Here is a 13,427-nt window from a genome sequence, read left to right on the forward strand (position 1 = left end):
ATATAGTTTAGCTTTTACATTTTCTTCTCAAAGCCCTCCATCGGTGCAAGGGAATTCTGGTAGTCAGTCCCTTCCTGACTGTCGGTAGTAAAGTGCATGACCTCCCGAAACGAACCTTCCAGATAAGTCTGCATTGCCAAAGGAATCTGCAGTTCATCCATATCAGACGGGGACATTTGGTAACGAATGCTGCCAAGGTCACCTGCTTTTACCTTCTGTACCCATTTCGGCTCGCGAATCAATTCCCGTCCGAGTGCAGCCAAAGTTGCTCCGGCGTTAATAACTTCTTCTGCGTCTTCCGGCCTCTCAATCGATCCGATACCGATCAGAGGTTTTTTGTGATCCAAAACCCGAACGAATTTAGATAAAATTGGCTCTTTGTCATCGGGGTGGTTTAAAGAGGTTCGTTTGTAACTTCCCATCGACAGATGAATGTAATCAACCCGAGTGTCTGTCAGAGCCTCGGCAAACGCCAAGGAGTCTTCGAGCTGGATGCCCGGCATATGAATTTCTTCCGGTGAAATCCGATAACCGAGGATGAAGGGTTTATCCGCATGGGCATCGATAACCGATGCAACTTCCTGAATGACCTCCAGCGGAAATCGCATGCGATTTTCAAAGCTGCCACCCCACTGATCGGACCGTTGATTGGAATTGACGGAGAAAAATTGTTGCAACAGATACGTGTTAGCACCGTGAAGCTCTACCCCATCAAAACCAGCTTGAATGGCCCGTAAGGTTGCTCTGCCGAAATCCTTAATAATGCTTTCGATTTCCTCAGATGTTAATTCACGCGGTGTCTCAGAGCCGATTGGATGTGCGGCAGCGATTGCACTCGCACTGGTGGGTTGAACACCTCTTAGCGTTTTGGAGTTCGTTTTGCGACCTGCATGAAAGATTTGCACAATGGCTTTCGTTCCGTCTTTCTGAATGGCCCTTGCAATTTTGGACAGTCCTTTGATTGTGGAATCACTTGCGATGGAAAGCTCACCTTCGAAGCCTTTTCCACCTTCGGTTACGTACGCAACACCCGTAATGATCATACCAGGGCCACCAGCCCGTTCTGCATAATAATCGACTTCATCATTGGTAATTGAACCGTCGAAGAAACTGGACATCGTTGTCATCGGCGCCATGACCACTCTATTTTTCAACATAAAACCATTCGCAAATGTATAAGGCTGCAAGAAATTACGATTACTATTTTCCATATATATTCTCTCCCTTTATTAGGCTTGTTCGCCCTTGTCTCTGTTTCATGGGTTATTGTATAGTAGGGTGGAAAAAGAGTATAGTATGCACTTAAAAGGTAGATACTATCTAAAAGGAGAGTGGAATATGGAAACTACTGAGGAAGTAAACGTTAAACCATTTTCACATGCCATGTCGTTGATCGGCGGAAAATGGAAAATGCATATCTTGTTTTGGTTATGGAAAAAAGAAACATTGCGATATGGAGAATTGAAAAGAGCCTTAGGAGGGATTACGCATAAAATGCTAAGCTCTCAGCTGAAAGAATTAGAGGCCGACCAATTAATAATCCGTACAGAGTACCCACAATTACCGCCAAAAGTAGAATACTCTTTGTCTCGTGAAGGATTAACACTGATGCCTGTGCTGGAGATTCTCTGCGATTGGGGTAAACAGAATCTCGCTGATTTGCAGAAGAGTCAGTGAACGTACTGCAAGCTTTATATTTTCAGTAGAATACTACAAGTGCAGCAGTACGTGAACTGAATTTACTTATTGCGATTTTAAAGTACTCTCAGTCATTAATGGAGAGCATCTTTCGGAGGAGTAGTGTAGTTTGGTTTTAATCTTCTGAACTTTCGAGTAGAAATTTTCCGATAACATTCTCGTTGCTATCGTACAAGTTTATATACTTATCTACTTTTGGTTCATTCATACTCCGAATTGCTTCTTCTGGATTTTGTGGCAAATCTTGATTCATATCTGAAGTCTTGATGTAACCTTCAGTTCCGTTACACCTATAGCCTTAACTAGATCTAATACTGTTTCATCATGATAAACAAATGAACCATATGTATCACCGTTATCATTGATTTTTATTTCCATTTGATCTTCAGAGGGACTAGTATCAGCAGATGCAGCTCCCCAGCCATAGACACCTATTCCAACCCCTAAAGCAAAAGTCACTCCAACTGTAATTAATTTTAGTGATTTCGTTCTCATAAGAATATCCTCCTAATGATGAAAGATTGGTGTTATTTTATTCAAGTTATTTTTGGTCTGCTTGAAAATGCACCCTGATCTTTACTTGTGAGTACTCAAAACTTTGTTTGTAATTTTAATATCCTATATATAAATGAACACTTACAATCAGGAAATGTTACACAAAGAGAAAATTTTTTATTTAAAATTAGAACTCCAGCAGTTCTGCAATTGTTAAGTATTTATGCCGGTGCTGGATCGCTGCATCATAAGCAGTTATTTTTCTCACTATGGAGGCTTTTGACGGCAAACAATCGATTTATAATCGTTTCTGCCAATTGATTAAATACTTTTGGCTGCTGTTTGGGTTAACGTAAAAAATACCAACTCACAGTTAATGTGATGTTGGTATTTTTTTACCGATAATCAATAACAGAACTTGTAGAAAGCAATTTCAATTTAATTAACGAGATACTTAGCAAAAAAACATGGTCTTGACCATAAATTGACCATTTCTCTTTAATGAACACAAAATTATAGTGAAGTTTCTTCTATAAGGAAAAGAAGCCTTGCTCTGCAAGGCTTCTCGCGTATGATCTGTAGTGGGCTCGAACCACTGACCCCTACCCTGTCAAAGGCATGGGGTCTTTATACTGAATTACCCTCCTGTTGTTGAAACCAAGGTTTGAAAGCCTTTATATCTTGAAAGCCTTCTATGATTTACCCTACAATCTACCACTTGTATTACAGTCTGTCCCCAGTTCGTCCCCAGATTGTCCCCTGAGATCATTCAAGAAAAACCGTGTATTCTATAGACGACGAGACAACTTTTACTACAACCGGAGTTTTGATCCCTTTCACAGAAATTAAAATCTGCGCAAGGGCTTTTGCTGATTTTTGTGTTATTCTATGGTTAACATCAATTTGGTGTAATCGCATGTTGCACTTCCTTTGCTCTCATTCATTTGCTAACAGATTAAAAATGTAATCTAATAATTTCTTAAGAAGAGGTAAAGATGTCATTAGTGCAAGTTTATTTAATTCCGCAACACATGTTATACTAACTTTCGAAATTTGATTGAAGGAGTCCTCTTGGTGGAAGTTATCCGAGGGAGATGCTTACTTCAGTACTGGCTTGATCACCGCCAAATGACCCAAGCCGAATTCTCGCGTCGTACAGGTTGGTCCAAAAGAATGGTCTCGTTTTTCGCGACAGGTCAGCGCCCTATGAATGTAGAATCTATGTACCTGGCCGCGATGATCTTGGATGTTCAAATGGAACAACTGTATGAGTGGGAAGTACTAACGAAGTAGTCGCGGAATATTCCGCTCTCCCCGGCCGAATGAGTACTATGCTAGTACTCAAAATTCTTAATCCACGTCCCTCACAAGCTTCATATCTATTCACCTTTAAATGTTACCCTATGTCTATCTCCCCCTCAATATTCAATTCTTGTTTTTTCCAATTTAATAATAACATGTCGTAGCCGTGTAACTTGTCGATGGTTGTCGAAACTTTCCCTTGTTACCTAGTATCGATTTATCTTGACAATGAATGTATTTAGTGATAAATAAAAACCCGGTTACCCCGGGCTTGATTAATTGATAAGTCCTTTTAGAGCTTTGAGTTTACTTCTCGCTACAGTAACTTTATACTCAGATTCCTTAAAAATCGCTGTAGATCCAAATATTTGTTCATCAACTCTCTTAATCCAATAAGGATTGACCAGGTTACCGTTATGCGCAGGGTATAGATATGGCATAGCCTCAGCACAAGCTTTGTATGTAAGTCCAATTGTGAAGAGGCCTGTGCTTGTGTGGAATCGTGGTACATAATAGTTGGCTTTCGGCTCCCACATATCTATATAGTAAATATCACAAGCGTTAAAGAATCCACTTGTTGATAACTGCCCGTTCTCCACTATTTCTACACCAAAAATCTGCCTGCTGTCCTTCTTTAACTGTTTTACTTCATCTACGATATCTTTCCAGACTTTGAGATTCTTCTTGTTGATTCCGGTATGTATATCGTCTTTAAAGTATGCAATCCCGCCATATGATCCGGTAAACACACGATCTATGTTATCGACATTCACCAGGTTTGAGCCATCAAGGAATTTGAAGTTAGGGAAAGCCATTTCGCATGCACTCAACGTTGTAAGCACGGTAAAGTTCCCTGCTCTTGTATAAAAAAATGGGACATTATAGTTTTTCGATGGCTTCCACATTTCGATGCCCATGATATCATTCTCGGAAAAGGAAAAGCGAGGCCCGTATGAGCCATCGCTTTGTACTTGAATACCTATGATTAATCGATCATTCATCAAGGATCACTTCTTCTTCAGTTCTTCTGGCATTTTCATCACTCCAACAATGACTTTTCGTTTCTTGGATGATTTTTTTGCTCCTTTAGTAAGGTCAGTACCAAGCATTCTTGCTATTTTCTGATTCAATTTAACCACCTCCTTCACGTTTTGTCCATACTGGAAGAATAAGAATGGCTTGAACAAAGAATGCCAATGTAATTTCTGGTGATATAATTATGAAATTTACAATGACCATCGCAACTGATATCCACTTAAGCCACTTATCCCATTGGGTGGAATTTACGTATTCAAAATCATTTGGAGCGTAAATTAACATTATAATTAGGCTTACTGTATTCAATAAAATAATCGATTCGTAATTTAAATTAATTAAAGGAATTAACGCAGCGGCAAAGCCGGTTACAATTGAACATATCGTTATTGGCAAATGAATGCCACCTGAAAACTTTCTTAATGCAACAAATGAAAATAACGTAATCAAGGCACCGATAGTCGTTCCGAACGTTAATCCTAAAACAATCGTAAGAAACAGTCCGGTATACCAATTGAGTCGTAGTCCCAATTCGTACTCCAATATCTCAACAGTACCTGGTCCCTCAGGATCAGATTCTTTTATGCTTACTGCGATACGCCTCGACAGCCTTTCTAATATCACCTTGTTCCCTCCTTACTGAAAAGAAGTAAGATACAGCAAAAGTAGCAAGCGCTAGTATTAACAATCCTGTTGGTTCGGATCTGTATAACAACACTAGAGTCATGCAAATTGTTATCGTAGAGAACATCGTACCAATCAAGTAGGAAAGATTTGTCTTAGACAGATAATTCTCTTTGATAATAAAATCATGAGGAGGTCTTATAATGAAAGAAAATCCAAAATCGAACATAGAAAAGATTAAGCAAATTAAATATGTAACTAATATAGAAGACAACTGCAGTAAATAAACCAGACTCCCCTCATTCTGTTGAACAATACCAGAATGCATTATATCCATCACCTCAAATACATGAAAAATACCCATTTGTATTGCTGCGTAAGCCGATATACCAGCGCCAGCAATAAATGATGAAATATGCGATTTCAATTCCATACCAAAACGTAAAAAAAGTATGAAGAAAATATACTGAAAAGGTAAATCCAATTTTGGTAATTCTAAAGTTATTCGCATCATATATGAGAACGAAGCCATGAAAACAACGAAGAAAAATATTTTCCCTGCAAACTCTCTAACCGGCAACATATATAGCTTTAGAATAATTAAAAGCACAGCGAAAGCCTCAAAAATACCGATCACGATATAAAAAAAAGTGTTCAAATCCACACCATCCTACTTAAATATCTTTTTAAAGATATTATAAAGGAGGATGTGGCAATTCCATAGCCAATTTAATACAACTAGATAATATAAGCGAATACCACCTGTTTTTAAGCTTAATTCAATCTTCTCTTATTGTAAGCCTTTGGAATCCATTGCATAATAAAATAAAAAACCATATTAAGGTGGTATTCATCTATGCGATACATGAATGAAGCATTATCAGTTGAGGATGTAAAATTAATGACCCCGGAGCAACTTGCGAATTTCCATGAAAGAATCTTATGGGGAGATCCTGAGCCTGGAGAGAAATATTATGATTTCGAAACAGAAGAAGTGCACACTCTTATCTCCACAGATGGTGATAACGACAAATTTGCTCTTGTCTATGAAGGAGGACAATCTCCAAATGCTGATAAATGTTTCCCCCTAATGACTATAGGAAACTTAATAGACACACTTTCCTTCGAAAACAATCTCGAAATAAGAAATTGGGGTGGCGGATGGTTTGTCATATTTGAAGGAACTATATGGGAAACCGAAGAACGCAATGGACTTCCAAGACTTCTATTTGATGCATTGAGACATAAATTAACGGAAGGCGTATACCTTTAAGACTTTATCTACAAATGCATAATCTTCTGACTAATAAGCTCACCACAGGCTCACTCTAACGGTGGGCTTGTTTTCTTGCAGCTAATATTTAGTCCAATAGTCAATGTTCCCAGACGATGGTGTCTGGTCTAACTTAGGACGTTCTCCCTCACGTTCCCAGCCTTCCAAGATCACTATGTTAGCTGTGTCAGACCTGTCTTCCCAATGTATGTATTCCGCAGCCACAAGAGCGTCCAAAGCAGCCATGACGTCTGGTTTATGCTTACCTGTTTTGACAGTCAGTTCATGGATTGTAGGAAACCTACGCCGTCCACCTTTGTAGTTATATAAGATCCGGAGGACCTTCCTTTGATAATCCGTTAACATGTAAATCACCTCTTCAATATTATATGCGAACATATGTTCTTTTATCAATCTAAAGATATTGCCATTTATTTTTATAGTCTAGTCTAGAATTTTATAGTAAAATCGAACTGAAAAAGTAAAAATATGGAGGGGTATTATGGGAGCAAAGAACCAAGTTATTGCTGGTGATTACAAAGGAAAGTATTTAACACTGATGTTTGGATCAGTCAGCTTATCAACCGGATTCTTTTCTTCAATTAATCTAGATAAAACTACTGTTGAAGAATACGAAGTGATGGATGCAACACGAAGTAAAAGTGCTGTGAGTGCTGTTGGAAGAGGTTTTGTTGGAAGTTTAATTCTAGGACCTGTTGGTCTACTTGCTGGGCTTTCAGCAAAAGAAAAAAGCACTCACACAATTGCCTTACAATTTAATGACGGGAAGAAAAGTTTAATTGAAGTTGACGACAATATATATAAAGCCATCATGAAGAAGCTCTTCTAAAGATACAAGAGATCTACATAAAATCGGAAACGAGGTGTTTATCCTGGTTAAGATTGAACACTCCAAAGAGATGGAAGATTATTTAAATAACTTAGCAAGTGAAATTGAAAGACACTATAACATACCAAACCTCAAGGGTTCTGTAGCTCAGATTAAATGGGCACGAGATATCAGGATCAAATTTTTAAATCAAGCCCACGACAAAGATAAAAATTTAGAGACTGTGTTGCCACTCCAAAATAAGACTTCTGCATCGTGGTGGATTAATAACAAAGATTTAACTTTAGAACAGCTCATTGAAAAATCATCGCAGAATTAAGATGTCAATTCCACAACTTACCGCCTCTATCTATTGTAGTAAAACGCTATAATTGGATCAGAGGTGTTTTTATGTTCATAAGTCCTATGTTACTCGAAACAGCACCGAATCCATTCAGTCACTCGGATTACATTTTTGAACCTAAGATTGATGGACATCGGTTGATATATTCGCAACAGTCCGGCAATGTCCGGTTATATACACGTCACAACAATGAATGTACACGCCAGTATCCTGAATTACTTTTGCCTTTTGACTCTGATATCATTTTGGACGGTGAAGTAGCATGCGCCGATCCCACAACGGGATTGAATGATTTCGAAGCAGTCATGAGCCGATTTAGCACTAAACAGGATAGTAAGATACAACAGCTCACTCGTACGCTGCCAGCCACGTTTGCGGTATTTGATATCCTCCAGTACAAGGGTCAGGACTTGCGCAAACTACCTCTCTTGGAGCGTAAATCTATTCTACACAGTATTGCCTTGCCCTCTCCCTCTTTTGGCATCGTGCCGCATATAGAAGGCGCAGGAGAAGAGTTGTACGCTCAGATATACACTATGGGAATGGAAGGTGTAGTTGGCAAACGCAAAGACAGCCAGTACGTCAGCAGACGGTCCAGAGAGTGGCAGAAGGTCATCAACTGGTCCTATGCAGATGTGTTCATCACGGGATACAAAAAGTCCGAATTCGGGTGGCTTGCTGCTGTTCCTGATCCAACTGGCAGGATGAGACCAGTAGGGATCATCGAGCATGGTCCGAGTCCAAAACATAAGCAAGCATTCCGTGGTGTATGCCATCAGCTTGTGACAGGAGAGGACAAGAATCATGTTTACCTGGAACCACGTATACAAGCCAGGGTAAAGATGCGTAATTGGACCAAATCAGGCTTGCTACGTATCCCCGTGTTTGATCAATTTATTGTGTGATTATATATTGTAAGGACAATACAGGAGGTGCTTTGTATGTGTGGTAGATTTACGATTACTGATCCCATAGACGCTATCTTGGATCGGTACTATGCATCTATTGCAGAAGGATTTGAGTACAAGCCTAATTACAACGCTGCACCTATGCAGTACATCCCAACCATTATAGGAAGCAAAGACGGTAATCGATTGGGTTCGCTCCGTTGGGGTCTTGTTCCTACTTGGGCCAAGGATGACAAGATCGGCAACAAGATGATTAATGCACGAGCTGAGACAATCGCCGAAAAACCAGCATTTAAACGTCTGATCAGTTCCAAGCGGTGCATCATTCCGACGAATGGATTCTATGAGTGGAAGAAAGAAGGGTCTGCCAAGCAGCCGATGCGCATTTTGATGAAGGATGATAGCATCTTTTCTTTGGCTGGCCTGTACGACACCTGGACAGATCCAGACGGGAATAAGCTAAGTACATGCACTATCATTACAACGGAGCCCAATAGTCTAATGGAAGACATTCATAACCGTATGCCAGCGATCCTTCGCCCCGATGATGAGGCCGAATGGTTAAGCAGAGATAATGATGATGTTCAGTCCTTGCTCAGCCTGCTACAACCATATCAAGCATCTGAAATGAGAGCGTATGAGGTGCCGAAGGACGTCGGTAATGTGCGGAATAACAATGAGGAATTATTAAAGGAAAAAATTTAGTGGTTTTATTTCGTTCAAAAAAATACTCTACTGGCTCATGGCCGGCAGAGTATTTTAATTTATTTACATAGTTCAAAATGCTTCTGCTGCATGAGGGGATCTCTTTACCTACAACTACTTATTCATTAGATCCCTTTAAAAGAGCAGGGTGCTTCTCACTTAAAAACCTTTCAAAATTTGTTTGAAGTCTAAGAGCCTTCATTTTAGACTCGATCAACTCCAACAAACTATGACCTTGTTCTATCTTTTCAAAGTCACTCTTACAAATGTCAATGATGTAGGTCTTCTCTTCTAACTTTTCCTTCATGAGAAAAATCTTCTTGGTAAGTCCAACAGATGATGCCCATCCGCTTCCAGCAAGACCATGATAAGAAAAGAGAATCCCAATTTTAGAATGATTGTCTGCTAGTAAAGTATACAATTTACCAACCCATGTCACTCCGATTTTCTTGTTATAATTTTTACACTCTGACAAGAAGATATCGCCGGGAAGATTAATAAATTCTCTTAACCTTTTACCAATATGATTCAACTCAACTAATTGGTCAATTTCGTTTGTTGAATTTCGAAGGTTCTCATATACCTCGAAGACGCTTGACTTCTCCAACAAAAATGCAACTAAATTCTCAAGCGCTTTTCCCTTTACCTCTGTTGACGCATCACTTTGGGAACCTTCATGTAAATCTATTAATTTTGCAAGGAGGTCTGAATACGATTGTCTATCTTTATCATCTAACCTCGTGATTTCTCTAAATTTGTCTTTCTCTTCCGCAAACTGATTTAAGATGTACTCCTTTAAAGTAAACCCGTCACTACTCATCAGACATCACCCTGTATACCACAATGCTATCGTTTATAGGATCTAGAGCTTCAAAACACTCATCACACTCCACGTACTCAGGAATCTGATTAATAGTTTCAAAAAATGCGATACCAGTTGACTTTTTACAGTCTCTACAATAAATTTCATAATAAGTTCTGATTATTCCCAGTTCCTTAATGAACTCGAGAATACTATAGACCTCATTCATTGTAATATTTAGATGCCTAATCAACGTTCCTGGGTATATATATTCTCCATGTTTATATAACTTGATTATCGAGAGAAACTGTTCTAACTTGTCCGGCTCTAACTTTTTCGATTGTATCAATTTCTGTTTTATTCTCAATAATGTATTCGGTGACATAATTCATCTTCTCCATCTCAGATTGACGACCATAGTATTGTAAAATGGTGAAATCTTGATCTGAAACACCAAATTTAAACTTGACTCTAGTTTTGTCATTTTTCCATACTAAAGTCACCCATGGTAGATTAGCGAGAGTCTCTGTTTCGGAAATGAATGTTTCAAGCAATTGTTTGATTTCTGGGCTCTTATCGAAGAGAGCTTGATTTTCCTTTATCAATTCTTGAAGTTCACCAAGTAATGGCAGTACGTAACTTTCATTTATTCCATTTTCAAGAGTAGCTCTACTGCCATTTTTAAAACTCATTGACTGAGCATGAACAGCGACTTCATCTGATTTGTTTTTCCTAATATGCTCAATAATCGGTGGAAAATTCACTGGTGTGAATTTGCATTTTAAATTATCTCTAAACCATTTAAGAACAGAATCTATTGTATGTTCATAAAATTGTTCATTACCACGAAACATTTTACGCACACTATCCAATCGCACTTCAAAAATACCTAAATTTTTGAAGTAAATGCCTAAAATCGGATACTTTATCTGTTTCTTTTCACCCACACCTAGAGAAAATCCAGTAAGCACTTTGCTGAATTTAAAAATACTTACTTGCCCAATAGAATATAAAGTAGGTTTTTCTACCATTACTTGATCTTCATATTCATATTCCGTGGACACATCGTAGCTGTGATCTGGCGCAAAAAAATCATACACTTCTTTATTATCTTGCAGTTTTTTAATTGAAGATTCTTCTATTGGATCAACATAGAAAAAAGAAGAATATCTATAAGATTTAAAGAATTCGTCCTTCTCTATAAGTTTTATCGCGTTCTGTTCCATATCAATCGCCATAGACAGTTGTCCAATTGAATCTTCGATTTCAGAAACGTCCAATAAATGTTTCTCTTCAGACTTCTTCCTTCTACTCTTTTTGTAAAGAAGTACTTCGTTTCTCTCCATGCTTTTCAGCAGCTTTTCCTGTAAATTTTGCGTATAACTTTCCGAGAGAGTTGATGTTAATAACTTTTTGTAAAAATCTTCTTCTGGGCTTGAGATCCCTACTTCGACATTATCCTCCATATAGACCACCTGTGTTATTATTTTGGGACTTTCATCCTGAAATAATAACACAACATGGAAAATATAGGAATAGTTTTATTGATTAGTTAGCACTTTAACATCAATTTCTTTACGGTAATTGATAACCAATTGCCGCCAGAAGTCGTAACTCCCTGCCTTATCAGCGATATAAGGCTTGTAAAACTCATAAGCAGATTCTGCCCATTTAGGACATTCCATGTTCTCCTTGGCCTTCTGAGCTGCGATCCATTTGGCCTGAGACTCAACCGTTGCCTTCAGTTCCTCGATTTGCTTCTTTTCTTCTGTTGTCATTTGTTTTTCGCCCCCATTCTTAATACTTTCAACTTCCTCTTTAATGGGCGGAATGAAACTCATTTGCGCTGCTGCTTTCGTATTTCCCGCTCCGAAAAAGTTTGTACCTGGACACGTCTTGCTTGATTGACCTCTTTTATAATCTCCCAGCCACGCTCCAGAATCTGTATACCAAGCGTGATACACGATATGGGTTGTATCAACAGGTATGTTTAGTTTAAGTGCGAGACAAGCATATAGGTGGACTACAGCTTGTTTCTGCGCAACAGTCATTGTGTCTCCACCTTGATCAAAGTTACCTATGATCTCAATACACAAAGCACCTGTGTTCGCTCCTTTGATTCCAGCAGGCGTTTTATTGAGATCCCGATCTAAACTGATGGCGATACGTCCATCCTCAATTACAGTTATGTTCTGACCTGTACCGGACCATCCCTGTGATAAATGGTACGTCCTCATACCCTCAAGACATTTCCAGACATCCTGTTTGGCTACTCCATTGACCACCTGACGAGTAGTGTAGTTGGGTGCAGCCGTATGATGGACCTGGAGCTTGTCTATCTTTCTGGTTATTTTCTGTTTGTCGAGCCACCCTTTAAATTCGAATGGCTCAAGTAACAAGAAGTTGCCTTTTGAGATCATGACTGATCAGTCCCTTTCTTCGCTTGCTTGACCACCTGGTTACCGAATACCGCAAACGCACCAACCAATATTCCTTGGATAAGCGATTCGGGAGACCAGCCGAGTGTCCAACAGGTAATAACAATAGCGAAGGCAGTCACGATGAAAACAATGGTCCAGTCCGGAATCTTCGGGATACGTTTTATGCCAACACCAAGTACCCAGCATGCAGTCAATACAATAAATAACTTAGGATCAATAAGTGAAAATACAGTACTCCAATCCATGTCCTACACACCTCCCGTTTTCAAAATTAGAACAATTGCTCCGATTGCTATACCAATCAGGGTTGTTGCAATGGTCCTCCACAACCAGGTCTGAGCATTCTCAATCTTATCGAGTCTGTGATGGGCCGATTTGGTGGATTGCATAGCTTCCTTTGCCAGATCCCGTGTAGCTTCCAATGTGGCAGCCATTGCCGGTACTCCTTCAAGCGTCTTTTCCATTCTGGCCAACTGTACTTGGATACCCATAAGGACTTTCGTAGTTTCTTCCACAACACTGTTCACCTCACTTATAGTTGTGTCGCTCAATTGAATCCCCCATCTCTCTGTTCAGGATAAATTTCCTGACCTATTCACTAACTTCTGGCTTATCCTTTTGTTCTTGAATCTCAATTGCTGCCAGTGCATTCCCGATCTCCAAATCTAAAGCAGTCAGAATCTCTTTTTGATTGAGTGGATGCGAGCTAAGAACCGCAGAGATTACCTGTGTCAATTCTTCAGCTGGTTTATTCAGATCCAGTTCAACTTGGAGTGTATGTGTCATCTTTGCCAAGACCTTTCCTCCTCTCTATACGAAAATAAGCCCCTTCCAATTAAGGAATAGGGCTTCATGTATTTAGCTTATTTGATTTTTGTTACTTCGGTACTACGGATAAAGAGGAATTATACTTAATTCTGTCGAATTTCGGAAAAAGAGAGGAGGAATACT

Annotated in this window: 18 protein-coding genes; 6 read left to right on the top strand and 12 right to left on the bottom strand. The window is 39.2% G+C overall.

All coding sequences use genetic code 11. The annotated features are described in order from the left end of the window. Nucleotides 1-14: 14 nt before the first annotated feature. Nucleotides 15-1,211 (bottom strand): NADH-dependent flavin oxidoreductase, encoded by a 1,197-nt coding sequence (locus tag RS891_RS21860; protein ID WP_315793161.1) that lies wholly within the window; start codon nucleotides 1,209-1,211, stop codon nucleotides 15-17. Nucleotides 1,212-1,338: 127 nt separating this feature from the next. Between RS891_RS21860 and RS891_RS21865 the strand changes: the two genes are divergently transcribed. Next, nucleotides 1,339-1,677: a winged helix-turn-helix transcriptional regulator gene (locus RS891_RS21865; protein WP_113053901.1), complete on the top strand. Its 339-nt coding sequence runs from the start codon at nucleotides 1,339-1,341 to the stop codon at nucleotides 1,675-1,677. A gap of 270 nt (nucleotides 1,678-1,947) precedes the next feature. On the opposite strand, the gene RS891_RS21870 is transcribed toward RS891_RS21865, so the two are convergent. Next, the gene (locus RS891_RS21870; protein WP_315793162.1) at nucleotides 1,948-2,193 is read right to left on the bottom strand and encodes a hypothetical protein; all 246 of its coding nucleotides are present in this window, start codon (nucleotides 2,191-2,193) and stop codon (nucleotides 1,948-1,950) included. A gap of 1,074 nt (nucleotides 2,194-3,267) precedes the next feature. Between RS891_RS21870 and RS891_RS21875 the strand changes: the two genes are divergently transcribed. Further along, a complete protein-coding gene (locus tag RS891_RS21875; RefSeq protein ID WP_315793163.1) occupies nucleotides 3,268-3,486 on the top strand; it encodes a helix-turn-helix domain-containing protein in 219 nt (72 codons plus the stop codon). A 284-nt stretch (nucleotides 3,487-3,770) separates the two neighbouring features. Here the strand turns inward: RS891_RS21875 and RS891_RS21880 are convergent, their stop codons facing one another. Genes RS891_RS21880 through RS891_RS21895 form a run of 4 tightly spaced genes read right to left on the bottom strand, consistent with a single transcriptional unit; the run spans nucleotide 3,771 to nucleotide 5,812 of the window. Continuing rightward, nucleotides 3,771-4,496, bottom strand: a complete 726-nt coding sequence (locus tag RS891_RS21880) for a LytTR family DNA-binding domain-containing protein (RefSeq protein ID WP_315793164.1) — start codon at nucleotides 4,494-4,496, stop codon at nucleotides 3,771-3,773. A 6-nt stretch (nucleotides 4,497-4,502) separates the two neighbouring features. Further along, complete coding sequence (locus tag RS891_RS21885) at nucleotides 4,503-4,625, bottom strand: hypothetical protein (RefSeq protein WP_315793165.1); 123 nt, start codon at nucleotides 4,623-4,625, stop codon at nucleotides 4,503-4,505. A gap of 1 nt (nucleotide 4,626) precedes the next feature. Beyond that, on the bottom strand, nucleotides 4,627-5,154 hold the full coding sequence (locus RS891_RS21890) for an accessory gene regulator B family protein (RefSeq protein WP_315793166.1): 528 nt from the start codon (nucleotides 5,152-5,154) through the stop codon (nucleotides 4,627-4,629). Beyond that, nucleotides 5,102-5,812, bottom strand: coding sequence for a hypothetical protein (locus tag RS891_RS21895; protein WP_315793167.1), 711 nt, complete (start codon nucleotides 5,810-5,812; stop codon nucleotides 5,102-5,104). The genes RS891_RS21890 and RS891_RS21895 overlap by 53 nt, the downstream gene beginning before the upstream one ends. Before the next feature lie 198 nt (nucleotides 5,813-6,010). Between RS891_RS21895 and RS891_RS21900 the strand changes: the two genes are divergently transcribed. The 4 genes from RS891_RS21900 (at nucleotide 6,011) to RS891_RS21915 (ending at nucleotide 9,233) form a co-directional block, all read left to right on the top strand. After that, nucleotides 6,011-6,427 (top strand): hypothetical protein, encoded by a 417-nt coding sequence (locus RS891_RS21900; protein ID WP_315793168.1) that lies wholly within the window; start codon nucleotides 6,011-6,013, stop codon nucleotides 6,425-6,427. Between the two features lie 502 nt (nucleotides 6,428-6,929). Then, a complete protein-coding gene (locus tag RS891_RS21905) occupies nucleotides 6,930-7,277 on the top strand; it encodes a hypothetical protein (RefSeq protein WP_076250176.1) in 348 nt (115 codons plus the stop codon). A 390-nt stretch (nucleotides 7,278-7,667) separates the two neighbouring features. Then, nucleotides 7,668-8,525, top strand: coding sequence for an ATP-dependent DNA ligase (locus RS891_RS21910; RefSeq protein ID WP_315793169.1), 858 nt, complete (start codon nucleotides 7,668-7,670; stop codon nucleotides 8,523-8,525). Nucleotides 8,526-8,561: 36 nt separating this feature from the next. Further along, the gene (locus RS891_RS21915; RefSeq protein ID WP_315793170.1) at nucleotides 8,562-9,233 is read left to right on the top strand and encodes an SOS response-associated peptidase; all 672 of its coding nucleotides are present in this window, start codon (nucleotides 8,562-8,564) and stop codon (nucleotides 9,231-9,233) included. A gap of 118 nt (nucleotides 9,234-9,351) precedes the next feature. Here the strand turns inward: RS891_RS21915 and RS891_RS21920 are convergent, their stop codons facing one another. The 6 genes from RS891_RS21920 to RS891_RS21945 form a co-directional block, all read right to left on the bottom strand. Continuing rightward, on the bottom strand, nucleotides 9,352-10,053 hold the full coding sequence (locus RS891_RS21920) for a nuclease-related domain-containing protein (protein WP_315793171.1): 702 nt from the start codon (nucleotides 10,051-10,053) through the stop codon (nucleotides 9,352-9,354). 263 nt (nucleotides 10,054-10,316) lie between these two features. Then, nucleotides 10,317-11,501: a hypothetical protein gene (locus RS891_RS21925; RefSeq protein ID WP_315793172.1), complete on the bottom strand. Its 1,185-nt coding sequence runs from the start codon at nucleotides 11,499-11,501 to the stop codon at nucleotides 10,317-10,319. Nucleotides 11,502-11,576: 75 nt separating this feature from the next. Continuing rightward, the gene (locus RS891_RS21930) at nucleotides 11,577-12,455 is read right to left on the bottom strand and encodes a peptidoglycan recognition protein family protein (RefSeq protein ID WP_315793173.1); all 879 of its coding nucleotides are present in this window, start codon (nucleotides 12,453-12,455) and stop codon (nucleotides 11,577-11,579) included. Next, the gene (locus tag RS891_RS21935; protein ID WP_315793174.1) at nucleotides 12,452-12,721 is read right to left on the bottom strand and encodes a phage holin family protein; all 270 of its coding nucleotides are present in this window, start codon (nucleotides 12,719-12,721) and stop codon (nucleotides 12,452-12,454) included. The genes RS891_RS21930 and RS891_RS21935 overlap by 4 nt, the downstream gene beginning before the upstream one ends. Nucleotides 12,722-12,724: 3 nt before the next feature. Next, nucleotides 12,725-13,027, bottom strand: coding sequence for a hemolysin XhlA family protein (locus RS891_RS21940; RefSeq protein ID WP_315793175.1), 303 nt, complete (start codon nucleotides 13,025-13,027; stop codon nucleotides 12,725-12,727). Between the two features lie 40 nt (nucleotides 13,028-13,067). Beyond that, nucleotides 13,068-13,262 carry a hypothetical protein gene (locus RS891_RS21945; protein WP_315796389.1) on the bottom strand — a complete coding sequence of 65 codons (195 nt, stop codon included), beginning with the start codon at nucleotides 13,260-13,262 and terminating at the stop codon, nucleotides 13,068-13,070. Between the last annotated feature and the right edge of the window lie 165 nt (nucleotides 13,263-13,427).

The sequence above is a fragment of the Paenibacillus sp. BIC5C1 genome (assembly GCF_032399705.1).
GTDB lineage: Bacteria > Bacillota > Bacilli > Paenibacillales > Paenibacillaceae > Paenibacillus > Paenibacillus taichungensis_A.

Bases quoted from the DNA above. Each gene is read 5' to 3' on its own strand.
- RS891_RS21945 (WP_315796389.1), bottom strand. From the start codon at position 13,262: ATGACACATACACTCCAAGTTGAACTGGATCTGAATAAACCAGCTGAA.
- RS891_RS21870 (WP_315793162.1), bottom strand. From the start codon at position 2,193: ATGAGAACGAAATCACTAAAATTAATTACAGTTGGAGTGACTTTTGCT.
- RS891_RS21860 (WP_315793161.1), bottom strand. From the start codon at position 1,211: ATGGAAAATAGTAATCGTAATTTCTTGCAGCCTTATACATTTGCGAAT.
- RS891_RS21925 (WP_315793172.1), bottom strand. From the start codon at position 11,501: ATGGAGGATAATGTCGAAGTAGGGATCTCAAGCCCAGAAGAAGATTTT.
- RS891_RS21880 (WP_315793164.1), bottom strand. From the start codon at position 4,496: ATGAATGATCGATTAATCATAGGTATTCAAGTACAAAGCGATGGCTCA.
- RS891_RS21920 (WP_315793171.1), bottom strand. From the start codon at position 10,053: ATGAGTAGTGACGGGTTTACTTTAAAGGAGTACATCTTAAATCAGTTT.
- RS891_RS21865 (WP_113053901.1), top strand. From the start codon at position 1,339: ATGGAAACTACTGAGGAAGTAAACGTTAAACCATTTTCACATGCCATG.
- RS891_RS21915 (WP_315793170.1), top strand. From the start codon at position 8,562: ATGTGTGGTAGATTTACGATTACTGATCCCATAGACGCTATCTTGGAT.
- RS891_RS21935 (WP_315793174.1), bottom strand. From the start codon at position 12,721: ATGGATTGGAGTACTGTATTTTCACTTATTGATCCTAAGTTATTTATT.
- RS891_RS21910 (WP_315793169.1), top strand. From the start codon at position 7,668: ATGTTCATAAGTCCTATGTTACTCGAAACAGCACCGAATCCATTCAGT.
- RS891_RS21905 (WP_076250176.1), top strand. From the start codon at position 6,930: ATGGGAGCAAAGAACCAAGTTATTGCTGGTGATTACAAAGGAAAGTAT.
- RS891_RS21900 (WP_315793168.1), top strand. From the start codon at position 6,011: ATGCGATACATGAATGAAGCATTATCAGTTGAGGATGTAAAATTAATG.
- RS891_RS21930 (WP_315793173.1), bottom strand. From the start codon at position 12,455: ATGATCTCAAAAGGCAACTTCTTGTTACTTGAGCCATTCGAATTTAAA.